Raw genomic sequence first — 22,475 nt, forward strand, 5'->3', positions numbered from 1 at the left:
CCGGTTGAATTTGGAAGGCCGCCCGCGCGGCCCGGCAATCTCAATGTAACCGGTCTCATAAATATCCGCAAGAACGACCGCATTATTCCAGGGAAGACCCCTATGTTTTGCGTATTAGACGCATATTTCACTGGATAGACGTTGCGAAAAACAAAATGTAACCGGTATTATTTCTGCACCACGGCGGGTTTCCCTACCGTGCCGGCAACCCGACCGGGTGCCGCCGGCGCGCGGCACCGCCGCCCCCAGCCACGTCACAGGAGAGATCAGATGGCAATCAAAGGTGTAGAAATTGGCGACGAATACCGTTTCGCGAAGACCGTCGGCGAGACCGACGTCACATTGTTCGCGGGCCTGACGGGCGATTTCAGCGATACCCACATCAACGAGCAGTACATGCAGGAGAAATCCGCGATCGGCCGGCGCATCGCGCACGGCGCCCTGCTGGTGGGCTATATGTCGACCGCGTCCACGATCAGCATCGCGCACATCATCCACCGCACCGATCTCGACGAATTCCCCGTGTCGGCCGGCTACGACCGCATCCGCTTCATCAAGCCGGTGCTGCTCGGCGACACCGTGACCGTCATCTACCGGGTCGCGGAAATCGACGAGGTGAAGCGCCGCAGCACGGCGGACATGGAAGTCGTCAACCAGCACGGCGAGGTCGTGGCGGCGGGCCGCCACCTGATGAAGTGGGCCAGCAAGCTGTCCAACAAGAGCTAGCCCGGGGGCGCGCTGCCGCACCGCTATAATTCGGACAGACAGCGCAAACGGACCGGGAACCGGCCACGCATGGTGAAGACGAAAACGACAATGGAAGATACGGCCACCGCCCGCAAGACCCGCGTGACGAGTGTCACCCTGCGTGACGTAGCGAAATTCGCCGGCGTGTCCTCGGCTACCGTCTCGCGGATGATGAACGCACCGGAGCTCGTCTCGGACGAACTCCGGGCCCGCATCACCGCCGCGATCAATCACCTGGGGTGGGTGCCCCACGCCGCCGCGCGTGCGCTCGCCACCCAGCGCACGGCGACGATCGGCGCGGTGTTCCCGACCGTCTCCAACGAGCACTTCGCCACCGCGATCCAGGAGTTGCAGGAAGCGCTGGAATCCGCAGGCTATACGCTGCTGCTCGGCTGCTCCCAGTACGACGTCAAGCGCGAACTCAATCAGGTTCGCAACATGCTCGAGCGCGGCGTCGATGCGGTCGTGCTGGTCGGCGAATCGCATCACCCCGATCTCTACTCGCTGCTTGCGCAGCGCAAGGTCCCGTTCGTCAATACGTTTACCTTTCACAGGAACAGCGAGCACCTGTGCGTCGGCGTGGACAATCACCGGGCGTTTTTCGAATTCACCACGTATCTGCTCGGCCTCGGCCATCGGCGCTTCGCGATGCTGTCCCAAACGGCGGATTCGAACGATCGTGCGCTCGCGCGCCGGGAAGGCGTGCGCGATGCGCTCGCGGAACACGGCCTCGGCATTTCGGCGGCACATATGGTCGAAGGATTCTGGGGCGTGCGCGTCGGCCGCGAGCTGTTCTCGCGCGTGATGAGCACGCCGCAGCCGCCGACCGCCGTCATCTGCGGAAACGGCTCGTTCGCGATCGGCGCAATGCTCGAAGCGATGCAGGCCGGCTACGAGATACCGAAGCAGCTGAGCCTCGCGGGCTTCGACGACTTCGAGGTCATGTCCGAACTCCCCATTCCGATCACCACCGTGAGCGTGCCCAGCGCGCAGATCGGCCGCAGCGCCGCGCAGATGATCCTCGCAGAGCTGTCGGGCGGCGAACGCGCGCAGAGCATCGAATGCGAGGCGGAGATCATCATCCGCACCTCGTCGGGGCCGCCGCCGCGCAGCCGAAGCCCGAAGTAAGGCTTCAGGGAACGGGCCGGCCGCGGGCGGCCTCGAGAATCGCGTACCAGTCCTGCCGGTCCAGTGCGATCCGCAGCCCGTCGACGGCGGCCTGCACCGAGTCGAGCCGGCGGCTGCCGACGATCACGTACGGCGCGCCGGGCACGCGGAAAATCCACGCGTAGGCGATCGCCAGCCAGCTCGCGGCGCCATATTTCTGCTGCAAGCCGGCCATGACGCCGCGCACGCGCCGGGCCGCCTCGTCCGTCGCCGAGAACAGGCGTCCACCGCCGAGCGGCGACCAGATCATCGGCGACACCTTCGCCTGCGCGAGGACGGCGAGCATATCGCTATCCAGCGCACCGGTGGCGAACGGGGAGAATTCGATCTGGTTGGTGGCGAGCGCCGTCCTCGCGTGCAGCAGCTCGAATTGCCGCACCGAAAAATTCGACACGCCGAATGCGCGAATCTTCCCCTGCTCGACGAGCGACTGGGCGGCGAGCGCGATGTCATCCATGTTCATCAACGAATCGGGCCGATGGATCAGGAACAGGTCCAGATGGTCGGTCCCGAGCCGCCGCAACGATTGTTCGACGGCTTCGCGCAGATAGGCGGGGCTGGAATCGTAGTACTTGAGCGGGCCTTCGCCGGCCGGCGATGCGGCCGATGACGCGCCCAGCCGGATTCCCGCCTTGCTGACGATCTGCATCCGGCCGCGCAGCGACGGGTCCAGCGCCAAGGCCTCCCCAAAAAGGGACTCGACCGCCCCGCGGCCGTAGATGTCCGCATGATCGAAAGCCGTGACGCCGAGCTCGATGCAGCGGTGCATAAAATCGACGAGTTCGCCGGCGGACATGCGCCAATCGCAAACACGCCACATCCCCGCCACCACGCGTGGCATGCCGAGTTTCGCGAGTGCGTCAGTCGATTCGCCGGGCAACCGGTCTTCACTGGATTTTTCCATTTCTGTAAACGGTCTCATAAATCGGATTCAGAGTATCGGTGCGCCTTATTGTCACGTATATACCCCATGAATTCCAATGATTTAGGTGTATTCCCTGGATTCGTTGAATCGTCGTTGCCTCCTTTAATGAGACCGGTTACATTACCGACTCGATCATAGAATCCGGTTGGGTGGAGACAACATGCAATCTGAAGTTACCTTGCCCCGAAAGACCTCCAAGCGCTGGTACCGTGAAATCACGGCGTCCCAGTGGCGTGTGCTGATTGCCGCATGGGGCGTCTGGGTCAACGATGCGCTGGACTTTCTCGCCATCACCTTCGTGCTGCGCGACATCGCGCGCACCTTTGGCGTCTCTCTCGACACCGCCTCGCTGCTGCTTCTGGCAACGTACGGCGTGCGCTGGATCGGCGGCCTGCTCTTCGGCGGCCTGAGCGACCGGATCGGACGCAAAATCCCGCTTCTCATCACGCTGACATGGTTCACGGCCGGGGCCATCGCCACCGGCCTCTCGTGGAACTTCACCTCGCTGGTGGTGTTCCGGCTGCTGCTCGGCTTCGGCATGGCACCCGGCTTCTCGCTGGGCGCGGCGATGGTCGCGGAATCGTGGCCGGAGCGCTACCGGGCAATCGGCATCGGCATTCTCGATACGGGCTGGGGTGTGGGCGCGATCGGCGCCGCGCTCGCCTACGAGTTCATCTACCCGGCCTTCGGCTGGCGCGGCATGTTCTTCGTCGGCTTGCCGCCGGCGCTGCTGCTCGCGCTCTTCATCATCTTTTTCGTCCCCGAATCCGCGGCGTGGAAGGAAGGCCGGACCAAGTCCAGCACGCAGGGCCAGAAGAATCCTGTTGCCCAGCTCTTCAAACGCTATCCGGGCCGCGTCGCCTATCTCGCGCTGCTGATGTTCGTGCTGTGCTTCGGGTCGTGGCCGTTCCAGGCGCTGCTGCCCACGTATCTGCGTTCGCTGGATTTCCCCGCCGGCTTCGTCAGTTCGGTGGCCATGGCCTCCGCCGTCGGTCAGATCTTCGGCTTCGTGGCATCGGGCTTCATCGCCGAACGAGTCGGCCGGCGCCTCGCGATTGCGCTGATGATCGGCCTCGGTTCGCTATGCGTGGCCGGCGTGGTCATGACCGCCTCCAACACGCTGCTTGCGCTGGCGTGCGCCTTCCTCAGCGGATTCTTCCTCATCGGCTCGTCGGGCATCTGGGGCACGATCCTGACGGAAAACCTGCCGCGCGACGTCCGTGCCTCGGGGGTGGGCTTTCTCTACAACTTCGGCGTGATCGGCGGCGGTCTCGCACCGTTCATCGTTCTCTCGACCATGCATCGCCTGTCCCTGTCCATGGCTAACGGCATCATCGCGTTCACGATCGGCGCCGCGATTCTGGGGATGATCCTGCTGCGTTTCGCACGCGAAACGAAGGGTATCGATCTCGCGCAAATCGATATGGAAAGCTGATGAGCGTCTGGCCGACATAAGTCCCGGCCGATCCGACAGGTATCGCCACACGACAGCACACCGGGGGGAACCCAATGGCAACCTTGGAGAGCAAGGCAGGAATCCGGATCAACACCGACAGCACCGGTGCCGGCATCGTTCTCATGATTGTCACGACGGCAGTATTCGCGGCCAGCGATACGACCGTGAAAGTCATCGGCTCCACGGTTCCCCTTCTGGCGCTGCTCTGCGTGCGCTATCTGTTTCAGGTGATCGCGTTGGGCATCTGGCAGGTGCGGCGCGATCTCTCGGGACTCTTCCGCACCGGAAGCCTGCCCCTGCAGATGGCGCGCTCGTTGCTGCTGCTCAGCAATACCGCCTGCACATTCGCGGGCCTGAGGCATCTGCCGCTGCCCGTCACCACCTCGCTCGCCATGCTCGCACCGCTGATCTCCACGCTGCTGGCGGCGCTCGTCCTGAAAGACGACGTGCCGCTGCGCAAATGGGCGATGGTCGTGCTCGGCTTCATCGGCATGTTGCTGGTCGTGCGGCCGGGGAGCAGCCAGTTCACGTGGACCGTCCTGTTCCCGATCGGCGCGGCCACGAGCTTCGCCTGCTATCAGGTCGTATCGAGCCATCTGTCGCGCATCGACGATCTCAACACGACGAACTTCCTGACCGCGCTCGGCGCGACCGTGGTACTCGGCGTGTTCCTGTGGCTGGGCCGGCATGACATGCTCCCGGCGCTGGCTCGCGTGCAGCCGAAGAGCTGGCTGCTGGTCGCGCTCATGTCGAGCGTGGCGACGGCGGGTCATCTGCTCATGTTGCAGGCGCTCAAGCGCGCGCCGCTCTCGCTGCTGACGCCCTTCGCTTACGGGCAGCTGGCATTCGCGGCGGTTTTTAGCTGGCTGATATTCGGTCAGACACCGGACCTGTGGACGGCCATCGGCATGTGCGTGATCGCGGCGAGCGGCATGGGCACCGTGCTCATGCGCAAACAGAGCGCCGCGCGATGACTGCCGATCTGTTCGATGCTTCGTTTAATGCGTCGCTTAATGCTTCGTTTGACGGCAGGTTCGAGAGCCTATGCGGCAACCATTCGGCTGGTCGAGGCGACCTGACTGGAACGAATCCGCAACGGCCAGAAGGAAGCGAGTTCGGTAGCGGTTTGCAGCACCAGCGGCGCCATTTCGCCGACCCGGTCCTCCGTCATGCGCGCACTCGGCCCTGCGATGCTGACGACGCCGAGCGCCGCGCCACCGCCAGCGGGACGAATCGCCGCCGCGATCGCGCTGACCCCGGGCTCCCCTTCGTTGACCGCGAGGCCATAACCGCGGCGCTTGGTGGCCTCCAGTTCCTTCAACAAGGCATCCAGCGAGCGGATGACGTTCGGGCCATATTTTTCGGCTTCCCCGAAGCCGACACGCAGCACGTTTTCCACGGCCTGCTCGAGAGGCAATGTGGCGAGCCACACCTTGCCGGTGGCCGTCGCATGCAATGGCACCGTGTTGCTGCCGAGGGTCGGCTGATAGAGAAGCCCGCCCGTTGCGCCTTGCGCGTGCGCGACCCAGGTCAACGAAGCGCCGTCGACCACGGCCAGCCGGACGAACTCGCGCGACTGGCCGGCGAGGCGATCCACCAGCGGCTGGCAAATATCGGGGATACCTGTCGCGACGAAAAACTGCTGCCCGAGGATCGCGAGGCGCATCGTCAGCCGATAGAAGCCGGTCTCCGCATCCTGCTCGGCCCAACCCAGGTCGACCAGCGTCGCGAGCAATCGATGCGCGCCGCTTTTGGCCAACTGCAACCGCGCTGCGATTTCGCCGAGCGGCATCGCAACGGCACCATCGGCGAGCAGTTCAATGATGTCCAGGCAGCGCTCTGCGGGTATGTGAGACATATGAGTACCGGTCAAAAAGATGAATGACGCGCGGCGTGCTGACTGATGTCGATGAAGCCGACGCCTCCAACGACGGGGCCATCGGAACGGCCGATATTAACATTGCCTCGCGCACGGCCCCCGGCGAACGGGAGCCTGCGAAGCCCTGTCGAATACGGCCGACGGGTTCAGCGTTCCGCCGCCGGCGAAGGTAGTCGGCAAATCTCCAGCGAATAAACCGCGCCATCCGGGCGCACCGTTGCGCCCAGGTCTGCGAGCTTGCGTACGTCGACGAGATCGCGGGCGCTTGCAGCGGCCTGCGGCGTGGTCGTCTCGATCAGCACGACCCACGCCGGCACGTCGAATTCACGCGTGTCGGACTCGGCCGTGTTCAGGTAGCTGCCCGGCTGGTCGGCCATATACAGATGACAGGCGACCACGCTGGTCAGCGTGGCGATGCGCGGAAACACGTCCGCGCAGAAGTACTCTTTCATTGCATCCGCTTGGGCCGCGGCGACGTCCACGCGCAGCGCAAGGGCGTAGCCGCCGCTGCTCGAACCGAGCGAATGCGCGATCCGGCACACGGCTCGCGACGTGTTGCGGAAATAGCGCAGCGTATCGACCGTGGCCGGCGTCGGATTGTTGAGCCGCTCCAGATAGGTCGGCGAGACGACCACATCGAGGTCCGCCGCTTCGTACAAGGTCAGCCATTCGGGCGAATGGCCGGGGCAAATGTAGCGCCGTCCGCGACGAAATCCCGGAATGGAGAGACGCTCCGGAATATGCTCCCGGTCATGCCACGCATAGAACGGGTCGAGTCCCGACGGGTCGACGTCGTTCCAGATAAAAACAGCGCCGTCGCCGAGCATTGCGCCGCTCGTGGTTTGAACGTCCCCAAGGGGCAAGGCTGCATGCTTCAGTTCGCTCATGATGTCAACCTAGTTCAGTGATTGTTTCAGTGGCCGCTTCAGTGCCCACCGCTTCAGTGCCCACCGCTTCAGTGCCCACCGCTTCAGTGCCCAATAAAGGACGGCGAACGCTTCGCGAAAAATGCCGCGACGCCCTCATGCAAATCGTTGCTGTCGAATATCTTCTGCTGGGCTACGGTCGACATCGACAGGCTCGCATCCAGCGGCAAATCCTGCGCGGCATCGACCAGTTCCTTGGCGAGCCGGTTCGATACCGGGCCTCGGACGACGATCGTCCGCGCCATGTCATACGCGAGGTCCAGCGCCGAACCGTCGCGCGCAACGCGGTTCACAATGCCCCAGGCGAGTGCCTGATCGCAGTCGATGGTCTCGCCGCTGAACAGCATTTCCTTCGCGCGCGCCGGGCCGATCAGGCGCGTCAGCCTCACCGACCCGCTGCCGGCCAGTCCGCCCAGCCGCGACTCGGTCAGACCCATGGCGATCCCATGTCGCGCTACGCGCAGATCGCAGGCGAGAGCAAGCTCGAGCCCGCCGCCGAGGGCCGCGCCGTCGAGCGCCGCGATGGTCGGCATAGGCAAGCGCGCCAGCCGCCGCAGCACCATGTCCTCGAAAAGGATTTTGAATTCGCTGGCGTTCTCACGAAGATGAGCGAATTCCTTGATGTCGCTGCCCGCGCAAAAGGCACGTGCCTGGCCGCCGTGCAAGATCAGGCAGTGAATGTCGTGACGAGCCGAGATTTCCGACAACGCGTGGTTCAGCGCACGCAACAGTTCGTTGGTAACCAGGTTGAGCGGTCCGTGGTGAATCCCGAGCGCGGCGATCGCCCCATCCACGTCGAGAGTGACCAGTCGACTCGCGTTTTCCGTTGCAGTGTTCATGTTGTTCCGCTCATGTTGCCCTGCTCATGTTGCCCATTGAGGTGCGCAGGTTCAGGAAGCGTGCGTGCCGGCCTTCGGAACCCCAATGCCGTGCAGCACGCCCATGCGTTCGAAGTGCCCATAGATGCGGTCCACGTAGGCGGCGAATTCCGGCGCATCGCCAAGCACGATCGGTCGCGGACGCGGCAGATCCACCACGATCTCGTCCACCACTTCGCCCGGGCTCGGACTCATGACGAAGATGCGGTCCGACAGGCCGACCGCCTCTTCCACGCTATGCGTGATGAAAAGAACGGTAGGCCGGCGGCGCAGCCACAGCGCCTCCAGATCCATCCGCACCTGGAGTCTCGTCAATGCATCGAGTGCGCCGAACGGTTCATCCATGAAGATCACGGACGGGTCGTGAACCAGGGTTCTGACCAGCGAGACACGCTGACGCATGCCGCCCGACAACTGGCGCGGATACTTCTGCATCGCATGCGTCAGGCGCAACTGCTCGAAAAGCTCCTTCGCGCGCGCCTCGATTTTTTTCTTCGGCAGTCCGCGTATATCGGCCTGCAACATCACGTTCTCGAGGGCGGTGCGGAATTCGAGCAGCAGGTGATCCTGAAACGCAATGCCGACGTCGGTGATCGGTTTGGTCACGGCTTTCCCGTTGACCAGAATCTCTCCCCGGCTTTGCTTGAGCAGCCCCGCGACCATCAACATCAAGGTACTTTTTCCGCAACCCGACGGCCCCACGATCGAGATGAACTCTCCCGGGTTGACGTCGATGTTGACTTCTTTCAACGCATGAAACGGCTTGTCGCTTTCTTCGCCAAATGTTTTCGCTACTTGCCGAATGCTAATAGGCACGCCCGATTGGGCATCCGCCTCCTGCCTGTCCGCGACTTGCCTGTTCATCACGTTTGCTCCTGACTGGCCGAGGGCGACGCCGTACTGGCCGCAACGGCGGAGAGGGGAACCCTGGACACCAGCAAGGCCTTTTTGCCCTTCTGGACCACGCGGCCGTCCTGATCCACGATCTCGACGTCGAAGGTCGCGATCGCTTGCGTGGGCCGCGACTTGCTCTCGCGAAGTTCGCAGATCTGATAGTTCACGAAGATGGTGTCGCCGACGAAGATGGGATTGAGGAACTTCCATTCGCTAATGCCGAGGAAGGCAATCGCCGTTTCGCGCAGCTCGCCCGTGCGTGCCCACATCAAACCGTGCGCATAGGCGAGTCCGAGCATGCCGTGAGCGACACGGCGGCCGAACTGGCTGTTCTTTGCGTACACGTCGCTGGTGTGAAGCTCGGAGAAGTCGCCGGTGAGACCCGCGAATCCCACGAGGTCCGCATCCGTGATCGTTCGTCCGGGGCTGCGGAAATTCATGCCGACGTAGAGATCGGTGTAACGCAGTCCAATGTTCCGTTGTTCAGTCATAGTAGCCTCTGGTTTATTTGCAGGGACGCAGCGCCGAATCCGGCGGCAGGTAGTCGTTCGTGTAATAGCTCTTCGGGTCGCGTCCCTGCGGCAACAGCCCCACCTGAGACAACTGATCCTGTGTCTTCACCCACAGCGCGTCTTCCGCCTTGCCCACGTACTTCGCGCCGCCGCTGCAGAACAGCGGAGCGACGGCGGCCATCTCGGCGGTTGCCGTCTTCTCGCTCATGTTGGGAAATACCTTCTTCAACGACTTGACTGCCTTCGCCGGATCGTTGAGCGCGGTGCTCCAGCCCTTCAGGCTGGCCGCAATGAACTTCTTGACGACGTCCGGGTTTTCTTTCAGATACGTGTTATTGGCGAATATCGACGTGCTCACGGTCGGAACGCCGTAGTCGGCAAAGCGGAAGTTGTTCAATTGCGCACCCTGCGCTTCCAGTTGAATCTGGTATGAGTCGACCGAGCCCAGAATGGCGTCGACCTGGCCCTGCAGCAGAGTCGGCACCAGCGACGTAAGCGGCATGTTGACGAGATTGACATCGGATTCCTTGAGTCCGTTGGCTTTCAGGAACAACGGGAGCATCGTCGTCTGCGACGAGCCGGACGGCACGCCGACCCGTTTGCCGACCAGATCCTTGATCGATTTGATGCCCGACTTTTTCAGTGCTGACACTTCATTCGGATTGGACTGATAGAGCGTGGCGACCACTTTCATCGGCGCCCCCTTGGCAATGAGCTGGCTGACGGCGACCGCGTCGGCATAGGCGATCTGCGCCCGATTGGCGGCGACCAGTTGAGCCGTGGTGGCCGAGCCGTTGCCCTCCACCAGCGTGACGTCGAGGCCGGCGTCCTTGTAATAGCCTTCCGTCAGCGCGACCGCGAAGCCGGCGTTCGGACCGCCCGCCACCCAGTTCAACTGAAAAGTAACGGGCGTAGCTGCGGCTGCGGTGCCGGTGCTACCCATGACCAGGGCCGAGGTTACGGCTCCGGCAGCGACCAGATTGCGAATAAATCGGTTCATCGTTGTGTCTCCTTATTTTTGGATCGAACTCGGACCGTGTCCGGTTGTTGAGTCGTACTGGCTTGTGCGCCTGCTTGTGTGCCGGCTTCTGCGCTTTATTGCTTGCTGCGTTGCCACGGCGTCATGGCCCACTCCGCAACCTCGACGATGTAGTTGATGGCAATACCGATCACTGTCAGCACGGCGATGACCGCGAACGTCAAACCGATATCCATCGTGCTGGTACCGCGCAGCAGCACGTAACCCAGGCCCTTGTTCGCGCCGACGAACTCGGCGACGATGGCGGCCGTGGCGGCGATGGTCGCCGAGGTCTTGATGCCGGAGAAGATGACCGGCAGCGCGGCGGGAAGACGCAGATAGCGGAAGGTTTGCCACGAGCTGGCGCCCATCGACTTCGTCAGATACAGCAGACGGTTATCGAGAATCTGAAAACCGCTCATGCTCGCCAGCAGCAACGGGAAGAAAGTCATCAGCACGGTCAGCAGAATCTTCGATTCGATACCGAAACCGAGCCATACGAGGAACAACGGAGCAACGGCGATTTTCGGCACGAGTTGCAGGAACATCAGCGGCGGATAAACCACCTGCTTCGCGATCGGAGACAAGGCGATGACCAGCCCGAGCGGAATGGCGGTCAGAATCGTCAGTCCAAAACCCCACACGATTTCGGCAACCGTGACGAGGGAGTTGTCCCACAGCTGAGGCACTTCCTCGATCAGACGCGAGAACACCAGACCCGGCCCGGGCAAAACATAGGACGGAATATCGAAGAGCCGCACCACTGCGGCCCAGAACGCGACGATGGCGACAAACGTCAGCGGCGGCAGCAAATTCCAGCAGATGCGCTTCAGCTTGCGCATCCCTCGCGACGGCCCGGCAGTCGAATTGCCGGCGCGGGCGGATGGGTCTTCGCTGGTGCTGCTTACGCCATCGACCTGGCGCGACGATACCTTGAGTGACATGCCGTCTCCTCTCTGATGGATAGAGTGCGATGCAGGTTTAGCCGATCCCTAACCAGAGCAGCGCGACAGTTGGGATTCATGCCTGAAACATTGCGGTGTTGCGGTGCCGTGTCAGCCCATGAACAAAGATGCTATGACGTTCTTTGATTGAACTCTATTCCATCTTGAGAAAAACACATCTAGGGAATTCCACCTAAGGGAAGCCGCCGACTGTCCTGGCGGGGTGTTCAGGCGAATGTCCAGGCAGAGGTGCAGGCGGATAGACAGGCCGGTTGGGGTCTGATTTCAGGCAATTGGGGCGGGATTGTGATGGGGCGCGAGCACGCTTTGACTTTGGCGGGATATTGAGGACGGCCTCGCCTAGTATCTGATTTGTACGTAGCAAATAACGGAAATCTTCTAAAGCCGCATGCCGGATTTGCCGACATCGAACACAGGCGGCTGCATTCGAACCCCGCACGCACAGGCAATCGCGAGCTTGAATGCCAAGGGCATCGAATTTGCAACGAGCTCTTTCACGATGCCCAATGGGATAACCGATAAGGCGGAACTGATCAATACGATCGCCAATGAATTCCGTCCAACCCTCACGCGCACTGAAGACTAGGCTGCACACAAAATTGCGACCACACGCGCAACCTGGTGCCCTGTTTTTTTAAAGTGTGGAATAAATAAGAACGACCGCCGATGGTGCCGCGTCATCACACAGAAAGTCCCGCATCACCATCAGTCAGCTGCATGAAACGCGAAATAGCGGAATCCGCTCGTGGCGCCGTCTTCCGATGGTGTGATCTTCGCGCCGATTTCATCGAGAACCTGACGCGTCGAAGAGCGGTTGCTCACGAACGACCATTGCATCGGGTCGACAGATTCGCTGCCGGTCGATTCGCGCGCAGCGGACAGTGCACGGAGCATCGAGTCGCGATCGGGTGAATGGATGGCGAAACCTTCATTCGCCAACGCCGCCGTCGAGATGCCGAGAGCGGCGCATGCTCTCGCTTTCGTGTCCACGTCCTGCGCGTCGACTCTTCTTGACTGTGCCGCAAGCTCCGCGATTTCCGCATCGACAATGACGCCGTGACGCGCGAGAACACGGTTGTCCTGACTCCATGCCTCGGGCGGACAGGCCTTGCTGCCGGGATCGAGCTCGATGAATGGATTGACTTCGGCGGGATAGATCCGGCAGACGCGTGGACGCTTCGTGTACGCACCGCATCGCATGTCCGTCTGCAGAAACGGACACGCCCCTTCGAACGAAGCCACCAGGTTGACGACAATCCGGACCGGAAGCTCGCCACTGGCTGTGGCAAACGATCGCTGCCGCTTATGACGGGCGAGCAGATTATCTTCGGGTGGCTCCTCCGGCCACGGAATCGCCTCGCAGAAGAACTCGACCTCGCCACCATCGCGAAGCCAGACGATCGCTTCATCGACACTCAGTGGTAATCGCAGGTCGTGGCAACACTTTCCGCACATCGTGCAGGCGAAATGGATGGTTTGGCTCATGGCAGGGACGTTGTCGAATTCGGGCTTGTGTGTGCCATGGTAACGTTAGTTCGTTTTTTTCGCGTTTTCTGGAAGACAGGAATCTGCAGAGACGGCTTATGCAATGTGCGTAAACCGTCATGTTGTTTTGGATTGGGTAGCGAACAGATCGGCTCGGTGTCCAAATACGCAGTCACTTTCTGGTTTTGCGACCCGAGATACGTGGAGACATAAACGGCTCAACGGCTGGGCAAGCAACCTGACACGCAAGACGGTACCTGGAACCAGGCGCACTGCAACGACCGCCATCTCCCCGGCGGTTTTTTGCGATGGCGTTAATTCTCGTCAATTCGCATTTTTCTTTGCCTTGGGTCACTTCCCGATTCTCCGTTATTGAGGCAGTGTAGCGAAGGCGTCGCCCAGGCCACGCGCGCCTTGACTGAAACGCCTCTCTCAATATTAGGATGTCTTACTTGTTATGATCGAATCACGTGGCATTACTTTGATTGCAATATCAAATACACAAACTCGTGCAATGAACGCGGATAAGGGTGCGTGAAAGATGGCTTATACAGGGAAGTTTGTGGTCAATAACGAGCCTCTATCACCGCTCACTATTGTCGGCCTCGGCACATTTAAAGCGTATTCGGGCGACCATCAATATAAAAATCGCGGCGGATGTACGGCGGTACCTAACGACGGACCCATACCAGCGGGCAAATACTGGATCGTTGATCGCCCTACGGGTGGCATGCGCTCCCAGACTTACACGTGGGCTAAAGACACCTTCAATTCCGCATTCGGCACGCCATCGAATCACAATGAATGGTTCGCGCTGTATCGAGATGATGGCATCATTGATGACGTAACCTGGGTCAATGGTGTCAAACGCGGGCAGTTCCGGTTGCACCCGGCAGGCGGTCAAGGTGTTTCACTTGGCTGCATCACTCTGCCACGCCATACTGATTTTATGTTTATCCGGCAAGCACTTCTGGGCACCACTACTGTCCCCGTCCGTAATTCGGGGCTTCACGCATATGGAACGATCGAGGTAGTGACATATGGCAACACTTGTCCGTAGGGTGTTCAAGGTCGCGCTGTTTGTCAGCTTGTTCTGTCTCGCCGTGCCCTATGTTCACACGTACCCTTGGCCGATGCCGGAAAGCCAGTCGGCGATATGGTGGTGTGTGTCGCGCTGGCTTGATATCCGTGATCCCGAAGATTTGTATTTCGTGGTGTGGGTCACCATTGATCTGCTTGTAGCTGCGCTCGTGTATCTCGCGCTCATGAGGCTATGGCGGCACTATCGGGCGAAGCAGTAATCACAGCGCATGTTTCGCCCTGTATCGGAATGACGGAGTAATCGATGATGTGACATGGATCAATGGTGTCAAGCGCGGGCAGTTCCGGTTGCATCCGGCTGACGGTCAAGATGTTTTACTTGGCTGCATCACTCTGCCCGCCATACCGATTTTCTACGTGTCTGGCGCGCACTTCTGCACACCGTCACTATGCCGTCCGCAATTTTGGGTTTCATGCGTATAGAGCGATCGAGGTAATGACACATGGCAACACTTGCCCGTAGGATGTTCAAGATCGCATTGTTTTTCTGTCTATTCGTTCTTTCGGTTCGCTATGTCCGCCCGTCTCCCTATCCAATGACGGAAAGCCAGCTAGACGTCTGGTGGCGTGCTTCGGATTGGCTCGGCATCCGGGACCCCGAAGATCTTATTTTCGTGGTGTGGGTGACGATAGAACTGATCGTGGCAGTGCTTGCCTATGTGGCGATCATCAGGTTATGGCGGCACTATCGGGAAAAGCAGTAATCACAGCGCATGGTTCGCCCTGTATCGGAATAATGTGGCAATCGATGATGTGACATGGATCAATAGTGTCAAGCGCGGGCAGTTCCGGTTGCATCCGGCTGACGGTCAAGGTGTCTTACTTGGCTGTGTCACTCTGCACGCCATACCAATTTTCTGCGTGTCCGGCGCGCACTTCTGCACACCGTCACTATGCCGTCCGCAATTTTGGGTTTCATGCGTATAGAGCGATCGAGGTAATGACACATGGCAACACTTGCCCGTAGGATGTTCAAGATCGCATTGTTTTTCTGTCTATTCGTTCTTTCGGTTCGCTATGTCCGCCCGTCTCCCTATCCAATGACGGAAAGCCAGCTAGACGTCTGGTGGCGTGCTTCGGATTGGCTCGGCATCCGGGACCCCGAAGATCTTATTTTCGTGGTGTGGGTGACGATAGAACTGATCGTGGCAATGCTTACCTATGCGGCAATCATCAGGTTATGGCAACAATTTCCTCACATCCTGACCGCGCGGCGCACTACCAGCCGCCGCGCGGCCCCCATCATCAAGGCTTGAACGTATCGCCAAGCGCAACGCCTTCGCGGCGCGGATCAGTGCCGCCTTGCAGCACGGCGGACTGGCCCAGCGTGACACGCATCACCGTGTTGATGCCGCTTGCCTGCGCGGCCGTCGACACCTTATGTCCGAGCGCAGTCAGGCCTGCGATCAGCGGATCGTGCACGCCGTTATCCGACAGATCGAGATCCGGGTGTTCGCCGCCGATCGTCGTAGTCGGACTGTTGCTCGCGCCGAAGTCCATCAGGCCGGACGACTGCTGCGCGTCGAGCCCCCAGTCGAGCGTACCGACGAGCGTCTTCACCACGTATTGCGGAATCGTGCCGCCGCCCGGCGAACCGGTCGCCATCACGAAGTCGCCCCTGGAGCCGTCCGGCGCGATCTTGAACACCAGCGTCGGCGCCATCGAACTGCGCGGACGCTTGCCCGGCTGCACGCGGTTCGCGATCAGATTGCCGGCACTGTCCGTCGGGGCCGCGGAGAAGTCGGTCAACTGGTTGTTCAGCAGGAAGCCGTGCGTCATGTGGAACGAACCCATGCTCGACTCGACCGTCGTCGTCGCGGTAAGCACGCTGCCGTCGCCGTCGACGATCGTGAACTGGTTCGTGCCGTGCTCGATCTGATTGGCCGCGACACCGACCGGCACCGCGCCGAGATCGCCCGGCTGTGCGGTGCCCATACTCTTCGACATGCTGATCAATGCCGAGCGGCTCTTCAGATAGGGCTTGTTGAGCAGCGTATCCCAGGTGCCGCCCGGTAGCGGGACGAAATCGGTATCGGCAACGTACTTGTCGCGGTCGGCATACGCGAGCCGCTCGGCTTCCGTGATCAGATGCACGGCGGCAACGGTCGGCTTGCCGCCTTCGAGATCGAGCGCGGTCGGCGGCATCGATTTCAGATCGAAGTTCTCGAGAATCCCGAGCGCCGACGCAACCGCGATCCCGCCCGACGACGGCGGCGGCATCCCGCAGACCCAGTAGGCGCGATACGTCGTGCAGACAGGTTCGCGGACTTTCGCCTGATATCCGGCGAGGTCGGAGAGCGTCGTCTTGCCGGGCGTCAGCGTCGAACCGTCGGCGCCCTTCGCGACCGCGATCTTCGCGACGATATCCTGCGCGATCGGACCGGTATAGAGCGCGTTCGCGCCTGATTGCGACATCTGCGTCAGTGCGTCCGCATACGCCGGGTTCTTCAGGATCGTGCCGAGCGCCTTCGGCGAGCCGTCCGCATTCATGAAATACGCGGTCGCTTCGGCATCGCGCTTCAGGCTCGATGCGTTCGACGCGATTGCCGCGGCAAGGCGCCCGCCGATCGGAAAACCGTTCGTGGCAAGCGAAATCGCGTCGTCGAACAGGCCTTTCCACGGCAGCTTGCCATGATCGCGTTGCAGCGCTTCGATCAGGCGCGGCACGCCGATTGTGCCGATCGAGCGACCGCTCGCGCGCGCGTTGGGTTGCGGCGTCGAGTGATCGCTCGTGTCGTCGACATATTGCAGATAGTTTTCCGTCGCGGCAGCGGGCGCCGTTTCGCGGCCGTCGTAGGCCTGTAGTGTCTTGTTGCGGCCGTCGTAGTACAGCAGCACGCCGCCGGAACCGAGGCCCGTCGCCTCGGGTACCGTGAGGCCGAGCACCGCCTGCACGGCGACGGCCGCATCGGCTGCCGTGCCGCCCCGTTTCAGCACGGCGCAACCGGCCGCGCTGGCGTAAGCGTTCGAGGTCACGACCATATAGGTTTTTGCGTAGCTCGGTTTGAGTCCTGTCCGGTATCCGGACGCGGCTTCGGGAAGCGACGGATCGCCGGGCTGGTTCGAGCCGACCACGACGGTCGAGCCGTTGTTGTCGACCGCGAGGCAGCTTGTGTCGGCGGTAGGCGGCGACGTCGGAGACGGAGAGGTCGACGGCTGAGACTTCAGGTTATCGGAATCGCCGTTGCAGGCGCTCATCAAGGCAGCGGCGAACAGCACGGAAGCGTAAGGCCGGATCGTGTTGATTTTCATTGTCGAGGTTCGGCGTTGTCGTTCAGGAGATCGGAATCGAGGTGGGGCCTGCCGCTGAATGGTTTATTAAAATATTCGGAAAGGCAATTGGAATAAATCCCACTTACGGAGGGATTACAGCAATCGCCCGCGGTACCGGCCACAACCCGCCGATATCTCGTCGCCGTCCGCATCGCGGCCCTTGCCGATACCCAACGCGACCACACGCTCTGCCGGAAACAGAGGCCCGGCTACCCCGGCCTCGCGTTAACACGGACATTTCCACAAGGAATGGTTCTATTCCCGACGCTTGATGGCCGAGGGCGTTCTCCTGCTCCACACTATCCGAAGGCGGCGACGAATCTGTCGGGACGAATCTGTCATCCCCCATCACTTCGCAGGCCTTATCGAATAACAACGAACGAAGGAGACACATGAAAAAGATCGTTTTATCCGCGCTGATTGCCGGTCTGTCACCCTGTCTGTCCCATGCGCAATCCAGCGTCACGCTGTATGGCGACATCGGCGCAGGCGTGCGCTGGGTCAATAATCAGAAGGGCGGTAGCGCAGTCATGTTCAACAACAACATCCTCGCCGTGAATCGTTTCGGCCTTTACGGCAAGGAAGACCTCGGTAATGGCCTCTCTGCGATCTTCAAGCTCGAAAACGCCTTCAACAGCGGAACCGGCGCCTTGAAGAACGCCGGCGTGCTCTTCTCGCAGGCAGCGTTCGTCGGTCTTTCAAACGACTTCGGGCGGCTGACCTTCGGCCGCCAGGTCAGCGCGAGCGAGTACTTCGCCACGCTCGTCGATCCCACCGGCGGTCAGGCACAGTCGCTCGCCATCCAGCCCAACGCGCTCTACTTCTTCAACTACTTCACCGACGACACGCGCTTTAACAACACGATCAGCTATATCGGCCACGCGGGCGGCTTCCACTTTGGCGGCAGCTATTCGCCGGGCGGCGTCGCCGGCAATCTGCGCTCGGGCACCAATGTCTCCGGAACCGCCATGTACCAATGGGGGCCGGCACTCGCCGGCTTCGGCTATCAGAAGACCTGGAGCGCGACCGCGACGCAATGGGCTCAGACCTTCCACACCGGCGGCTCGCTGCAACTCGGTCCTGCGCGCCTCTACATGAGCTACGCCGATTTCAGCGTAAGCGCCGCCACCGAAGGCCAGCCCACCCGGCGCGATCATATTCCGAGCATCGGCGTCATGGTCGTGGCCACCCCCGAGCTGCAATTCACGGCGGCCGCGTACTACGACAGCGCCCGTCATCTCGCCAACGCCCAGGACGGCAGCGGGCACAAGGTCACGACCTTTGCCATCGCCGAGTACTACCTCTCGAAGCGCACCGAGCTTTACGCCGAAGCCGACTACAACGGCTTCTCCGGCGCCTATCGAACCGATGCCCTGAACATCGCGGGGCTCGGCATGCGCAGCGGCGCAAGCTCGACGACCGGCGTCACGCTCGGCCTCATGACACGGTTCTAGGTAGTTTTGCCGCGCCTTTCCTTACTCTGCACTCACACGTCACAACATGAAGATATCCACTCGCATCCCATGCATCGCCGTCGCGGTGATGCTCGCCGTGCTCAGCGACTGCGCGAGCGCCCAACCGGCTGCCGCTGAGGCCGCGCCCTCGTCCGCGACCGGCACGAAGGCCGCCGCAAGCGACGCCAAAGCCGCCAGGGCCGCGAACCGCAAGCTCGCGCACCGCGTGGAAAACGCGCTGGCGCGCACGCGCGGCCTGAACTCCGCGCGCATCATCGTGACAGTACGCGACGGACACGTCACGCTCTCCGGCGCCGTGAACTACAACGAGCAGATTACGTTCGCGGTCGAGGCCGCGCGCAAGGTTGAAGGCGTCATCGACGTCGATAACCGCATTCGCGTATCGGGCGCCTCGCTCTGACGGTCGCATCCGGCTGCGCGCCGGATGCGCCTGCACGACATCACGGCTCGACGACGTTAAAACGTCCGTCGGGCTTTTCCAGCGTCTTGAGGAACGCGCCGAACAGCGCCTTGGTGCCTTCGAGCACGATCTCGCCTTCCGCCAGAGCGGCACCGAACTGCGTCTGGCCGAGCAGAATGCGGTCGAGCGTGGCACGCGTCATGGCGATATCCAGGTCGTGGCCTTCGCGATGCGGCGTAGCCGACCAGGTCAGCGCGCCATGCTTCAGATACAGCGCATAGCACGCATCGCGGTCGGTGAAACGCCACGTCATGCGAATGTCGAGCGTCTGCGCCTTGAGGCCGTCGACCATCACGGCCAGGTAGTCGAAAAAAGCTCCATCGCTCAGCACGCGCACGAGGTCCTGGCTGCGCATGATCTGCCCAGCCCCCGCTCCCGCGCCTTCGCGCAACTCGCGCGCGCCAAGCAGGTAGGCATTGCGCCACGTCGCGGATTCCGCCTGAAAGCCCATCTGTTCGAGCGCCGCCGCGCCCAGTTCGCGCGCCTCGCGCAGCGTCGGCTGCGCGAACACGAGGCGGTTCATCACCTCGGCGACCCAGCGATACTCGCCGCGCTCGAAATCGCGGCGCGCGCGTTCGAGCATCGCCTCGGCACCCCCCATGTACTCCACGTAGCGCGGCGCGGAAAGCTCGTCCGGCAAGGCGTGCAGATGCGCCGGATTGCCGTCGTACCAGCTCAGGTAGCGCTGATAGATCGCCTTCACATTGTGCGACACCGTGCCGTAATAGCCGCGCGTATGCCATTGCGCGGCAAGCGTATCGGGCAGCGTCATCCGTTCGGCGATTTCGGCGGCGGTTCCGCCGCGATTCATCATGCGCAGCGTCTGGTCGTGCAGATACTTGTAGAGGTCGCGCTGCTGTTCGAGAAAGCGCGTGAGGCGCGCGGTGCCCCACGTGGGCCAGTGATGCTGCGCGAACACGACGTCCGCGCCGCCCGCGTAGCGTTCGAGCGCCTGATGCAGATATCGCGACCAGGCCTTCGCGTTGCGCACCTGCGCGCCGCGCAGCGGACACAGGTTGTGCAGCGTGCGCGTGCCGTTCTCCGCCACGTTCAGCGCCCGCAGTTGCGGAAAGAAGAAGTGCATTTCGGCAGGCGCCTCGCTATCGGGCGTGAGCTGGAACACGATCTCGATGCCGTCGATCGTATGTGTTTCGCTTTCCTGATGAATCAGTTGGGTCGGCTCGATGAGCGTAACGGTGCCGTTCGGCATCGTCTTGCCGAGCCCCGCGTCGATCTGGCAGCAGGCATTGCGCGCGAGCGTCTGGCCGAACTGGAATTGCGAGCGCCGCTCCATGGCCGTGCCCGCCATCACGTTTTCCGCGACGGCCTCTTCCATGAAACCCGCCGGTGCGATCACGGCGACCTCGCCCGCGCGCACGCGTGCCTCGTCGACCACGCCTTTCACGCCGCCAAAGTGATCGGTATGGCTATGGCTGTAGATCACGGCCAGAACAGGCCGGCGCGGCCGGTGCGCGTAGAAGAGTTCGAGTGCCGCCTGCGCCGTTTCGCGGCACGTGAGCGGATCGATGATGATGAGCCCCGTATCGCCTTCGATCAGCGTCATGTTCGCGAGATCGAAGCCGCGTACCTGATAAATGCGCGGCGTGACCTCGAACAGCCCATGCAGGCGATTGAGCCGCGCCTGACGCCATAGCGCGGGATGCGCCGTGGGCGGCGCGGTTGCTTCGTCGAGAAACGCATAGTCGGCCATGCTCCAGACGAGCCGGCCATAGGCATCGCGAATCTCGGCGTCGGCAAGCGTGCCGATAAAGCCGCGTTGCGCTTCTTCCATGTCGAGATCGTCGTTCGCGGGCAGAGCCTGCAACGCATTGCGATGAGCTTGCCGGGTCGCCTCGGTCGCGCGCTGCACGGGCAGATCGGCAAGCGCCGATGAAGTCGGAGTGTTTTGCATGGCGTGATGAAATGAGAGACGCGCAGGACCAGCGGCCCTGCGCCGGGGAATAACCGCGAAAGCGCCGCCGCGCTCAGGACAAAACGGCTTCGGCTTCGCGCACGGTTTGCATGGCGGCGCGCGAGCGCTGCGGGTCGAGCCAGCGCGCGCACAGCACGCCGCAGCCGATCAGCACGAGGCCGCACAGTACGCACGATTGCTCGAAACCTTGCGCCGTGGCCGTCACGCCGTGCGCGTGCTGGATCAGCACGCCCGTGAGCACGGGCGCGGCGAGTCCGGCCAGCGAGCCAATCGCGTTGCTCAACGCGAGGACCGCGCCGCGCTGACCATCCGGTGCGACTTCGCTGAGCATGGCGGGGCCGACCGAATACATCGCGAGCGTGAGCCCGCTGCTCAGCGTGAGCATCAGTACCTTCACGAGCGGCCCGAGCGCGGGCAGATACACCGCGAAGCGCAGAACACCGGCCGCCACCAGCGCAATGGCGATAAAAACGCCGCGCGACTTGCGCGACGGCACCCCCGCGCCCAGCAGATGCTGCGAGAACCACGCGAGCCCAAGGCCCATCGGCGTAGTGATCGCGACGAACAGCGCGAAAAGCCGCCCCGAATTCGCCGCGCTGAAGCCCAGTCCGGCCTGGAGATAGTGCGGCATCCACGTGAGGCTCGTGGCGAGCACCCAGTTGGCTGCGAAATGCCCGCAGAAATTGCCGGCCACGGTACGGTCGGCCAGCAGCGTGCGCCAGGGCACGCGCCGCTCGTCACGCAGGGCGCGCGGCCGTTCGAGCGGACCCTCGGCGCCGAAGAAAAACCAGCACACGCACCACACGAAGCCGAGCGCGGCCAGCACGGCGAAGTTGGCACGCCAGCCCCAGCGCGCGGTGATGACCGGTATCGCGAGGCCGGCAACGAACAGGCCCAGCGCGCTGCCCTGATAGAGCACGGCAGCGGGCAGCCCACGCTTCTGGTCCGGAAACCACTTGTAGAGCGCGTGCAGCGAAACGGGCGACGCCGGACCTTCACCGGCACCGAGCAGCACGCGCGTGACGAGCGCGACCGTCATCGAACCCGCGAAGAGCATCGGCAATTGCAGCAGCGACCACGAAAGCGCCATCAGCAGCAGGATGGCGCGCGTGGCAACGCGGTCCGCCAGCACGCCGCCCACCACGGCGGCAATCGCGAAGAGCCAGTTGAGGCTGCCGCCGATCAGCCCGAACTGCGTGGGCGTGAGGTCGAGGTCGCGCATCATCGGCACGGAGATCATGCCGAACACCACCTTGTCGAGGAAGTTCACCGTCATCAGCAACGCGAGCATGATGGCGATCGACCACGCGCGTGCGGGCCGATAGTTGTGGTTGTCTCTGCCGTATGCGGACATCCTTGTCTCCAGTCTTTTTCTCTTGCT

General features: G+C 62.1%; 24 protein-coding genes. 12 read left to right on the plus strand and 12 right to left on the minus strand.

All coding sequences use genetic code 11. From position 1 onward, the window contains the following. The first annotated feature begins 270 nt into the window (after window positions 1–270). Together F3J19_RS02545 and F3J19_RS02550 are read left to right on the plus strand one after the other, a co-directional pair. On the plus strand, window positions 271–726 hold the full coding sequence (locus tag F3J19_RS02545; protein WP_167037189.1) for a MaoC/PaaZ C-terminal domain-containing protein: 456 nt from the start codon (window positions 271–273) through the stop codon (window positions 724–726). Between the two features lie 90 nt (window positions 727–816). After that, window positions 817–1,875 (plus strand): LacI family DNA-binding transcriptional regulator, encoded by a 1,059-nt coding sequence (locus F3J19_RS02550; protein WP_240158669.1) that lies wholly within the window; start codon window positions 817–819, stop codon window positions 1,873–1,875. A 4-nt stretch (window positions 1,876–1,879) separates the two neighbouring features. Here the strand turns inward: F3J19_RS02550 and F3J19_RS02555 are convergent, their stop codons facing one another. Next, window positions 1,880–2,836 (minus strand): aldo/keto reductase, encoded by a 957-nt coding sequence (locus F3J19_RS02555; protein ID WP_345889815.1) that lies wholly within the window; start codon window positions 2,834–2,836, stop codon window positions 1,880–1,882. Between the two features lie 163 nt (window positions 2,837–2,999). Here F3J19_RS02555 and F3J19_RS02560 point away from each other — a divergent pair, with 163 nt between their 5' ends. Together F3J19_RS02560 and F3J19_RS02565 are read left to right on the plus strand one after the other, a co-directional pair. Continuing rightward, window positions 3,000–4,274 carry an MFS transporter gene (locus F3J19_RS02560; RefSeq protein WP_167037198.1) on the plus strand — a complete coding sequence of 425 codons (1,275 nt, stop codon included), beginning with the start codon at window positions 3,000–3,002 and terminating at the stop codon, window positions 4,272–4,274. 74 nt (window positions 4,275–4,348) lie between these two features. Then, window positions 4,349–5,269, plus strand: a complete 921-nt coding sequence (locus F3J19_RS02565; protein WP_167037202.1) for a DMT family transporter — start codon at window positions 4,349–4,351, stop codon at window positions 5,267–5,269. Between the two features lie 68 nt (window positions 5,270–5,337). On the opposite strand, the gene F3J19_RS02570 is transcribed toward F3J19_RS02565, so the two are convergent. From F3J19_RS02570 to F3J19_RS02605, 8 genes are all read right to left on the minus strand, one after another. Next, a complete protein-coding gene (locus F3J19_RS02570; protein ID WP_167037205.1) occupies window positions 5,338–6,153 on the minus strand; it encodes an IclR family transcriptional regulator in 816 nt (271 codons plus the stop codon). Window positions 6,154–6,320: 167 nt separating this feature from the next. Further along, window positions 6,321–7,061, minus strand: coding sequence for a hypothetical protein (locus tag F3J19_RS02575; RefSeq protein ID WP_167037208.1), 741 nt, complete (start codon window positions 7,059–7,061; stop codon window positions 6,321–6,323). An 83-nt stretch (window positions 7,062–7,144) separates the two neighbouring features. Next, entirely contained in the window at window positions 7,145–7,939 is a 795-nt protein-coding gene (locus F3J19_RS02580; RefSeq protein ID WP_167037211.1) for an enoyl-CoA hydratase-related protein, read from the minus strand. A gap of 51 nt (window positions 7,940–7,990) precedes the next feature. Then, the gene (locus F3J19_RS02585) at window positions 7,991–8,842 is read right to left on the minus strand and encodes an ABC transporter ATP-binding protein (RefSeq protein WP_205192501.1); all 852 of its coding nucleotides are present in this window, start codon (window positions 8,840–8,842) and stop codon (window positions 7,991–7,993) included. Beyond that, window positions 8,842–9,363 (minus strand): MaoC/PaaZ C-terminal domain-containing protein, encoded by a 522-nt coding sequence (locus F3J19_RS02590; protein ID WP_240158674.1) that lies wholly within the window; start codon window positions 9,361–9,363, stop codon window positions 8,842–8,844. Before F3J19_RS02590 ends, F3J19_RS02585 begins: the two co-directional genes overlap by 1 nt. A gap of 13 nt (window positions 9,364–9,376) precedes the next feature. Then, a complete protein-coding gene (locus tag F3J19_RS02595; protein ID WP_167037214.1) occupies window positions 9,377–10,384 on the minus strand; it encodes an ABC transporter substrate-binding protein in 1,008 nt (335 codons plus the stop codon). A gap of 95 nt (window positions 10,385–10,479) precedes the next feature. Continuing rightward, window positions 10,480–11,346, minus strand: coding sequence for an ABC transporter permease (locus F3J19_RS02600; protein ID WP_167037217.1), 867 nt, complete (start codon window positions 11,344–11,346; stop codon window positions 10,480–10,482). 726 nt (window positions 11,347–12,072) lie between these two features. Next, window positions 12,073–12,852 carry a YkgJ family cysteine cluster protein gene (locus F3J19_RS02605; RefSeq protein ID WP_167037220.1) on the minus strand — a complete coding sequence of 260 codons (780 nt, stop codon included), beginning with the start codon at window positions 12,850–12,852 and terminating at the stop codon, window positions 12,073–12,075. Between the two features lie 541 nt (window positions 12,853–13,393). Between F3J19_RS02605 and F3J19_RS02610 the strand changes: the two genes are divergently transcribed. Genes F3J19_RS02610 through F3J19_RS02635 form a run of 6 tightly spaced genes read left to right on the plus strand, consistent with a single transcriptional unit; the run spans window position 13,394 to window position 15,209 of the window. Next, window positions 13,394–13,912: a DUF2778 domain-containing protein gene (locus tag F3J19_RS02610; protein ID WP_167037223.1), complete on the plus strand. Its 519-nt coding sequence runs from the start codon at window positions 13,394–13,396 to the stop codon at window positions 13,910–13,912. After that, window positions 13,893–14,153, plus strand: a complete 261-nt coding sequence (locus F3J19_RS02615; protein ID WP_167037226.1) for a hypothetical protein — start codon at window positions 13,893–13,895, stop codon at window positions 14,151–14,153. The genes F3J19_RS02610 and F3J19_RS02615 overlap by 20 nt, the downstream gene beginning before the upstream one ends. Before the next feature lie 49 nt (window positions 14,154–14,202). Further along, the gene (locus F3J19_RS33050; protein ID WP_345889816.1) at window positions 14,203–14,376 is read left to right on the plus strand and encodes a hypothetical protein; all 174 of its coding nucleotides are present in this window, start codon (window positions 14,203–14,205) and stop codon (window positions 14,374–14,376) included. A 20-nt stretch (window positions 14,377–14,396) separates the two neighbouring features. After that, window positions 14,397–14,657 (plus strand): hypothetical protein, encoded by a 261-nt coding sequence (locus F3J19_RS02625; protein ID WP_167037229.1) that lies wholly within the window; start codon window positions 14,397–14,399, stop codon window positions 14,655–14,657. Then, on the plus strand, window positions 14,611–14,880 hold the full coding sequence (locus F3J19_RS02630; protein WP_167037232.1) for a tlde1 domain-containing protein: 270 nt from the start codon (window positions 14,611–14,613) through the stop codon (window positions 14,878–14,880). Before F3J19_RS02625 ends, F3J19_RS02630 begins: the two co-directional genes overlap by 47 nt. A 20-nt stretch (window positions 14,881–14,900) precedes the next feature. Further along, window positions 14,901–15,209: a hypothetical protein gene (locus tag F3J19_RS02635; protein WP_205192503.1), complete on the plus strand. Its 309-nt coding sequence runs from the start codon at window positions 14,901–14,903 to the stop codon at window positions 15,207–15,209. Here the strand turns inward: F3J19_RS02635 and F3J19_RS02640 are convergent. Continuing rightward, entirely contained in the window at window positions 15,199–17,205 is a 2,007-nt protein-coding gene (locus F3J19_RS02640; RefSeq protein WP_167037235.1) for a gamma-glutamyltransferase family protein, read from the minus strand. The genes F3J19_RS02635 and F3J19_RS02640 overlap by 11 nt on opposite strands. 413 nt (window positions 17,206–17,618) lie before the next feature. Between F3J19_RS02640 and F3J19_RS02645 the strand changes: the two genes are divergently transcribed. Continuing rightward, the gene (locus tag F3J19_RS02645) at window positions 17,619–18,680 is read left to right on the plus strand and encodes a porin (RefSeq protein WP_167037238.1); all 1,062 of its coding nucleotides are present in this window, start codon (window positions 17,619–17,621) and stop codon (window positions 18,678–18,680) included. A gap of 46 nt (window positions 18,681–18,726) precedes the next feature. Next, a complete protein-coding gene (locus tag F3J19_RS02650) occupies window positions 18,727–19,101 on the plus strand; it encodes a BON domain-containing protein (protein WP_240158677.1) in 375 nt (124 codons plus the stop codon). Window positions 19,102–19,141: 40 nt separating this feature from the next. Here the strand turns inward: F3J19_RS02650 and F3J19_RS02655 are convergent, their stop codons facing one another. Both F3J19_RS02655 and F3J19_RS02660 read right to left on the minus strand, forming a co-directional pair. Beyond that, window positions 19,142–21,073 carry an alkyl sulfatase dimerization domain-containing protein gene (locus F3J19_RS02655; RefSeq protein ID WP_205192505.1) on the minus strand — a complete coding sequence of 644 codons (1,932 nt, stop codon included), beginning with the start codon at window positions 21,071–21,073 and terminating at the stop codon, window positions 19,142–19,144. A gap of 73 nt (window positions 21,074–21,146) precedes the next feature. Then, on the minus strand, window positions 21,147–22,448 hold the full coding sequence (locus tag F3J19_RS02660) for an MFS transporter (RefSeq protein ID WP_167037241.1): 1,302 nt from the start codon (window positions 22,446–22,448) through the stop codon (window positions 21,147–21,149). Window positions 22,449–22,475 lie beyond the last annotated feature (27 nt).

This window comes from Burkholderia sp. Ax-1724, from assembly GCF_011752995.1.
Classification (GTDB): domain Bacteria; phylum Pseudomonadota; class Gammaproteobacteria; order Burkholderiales; family Burkholderiaceae; genus Paraburkholderia.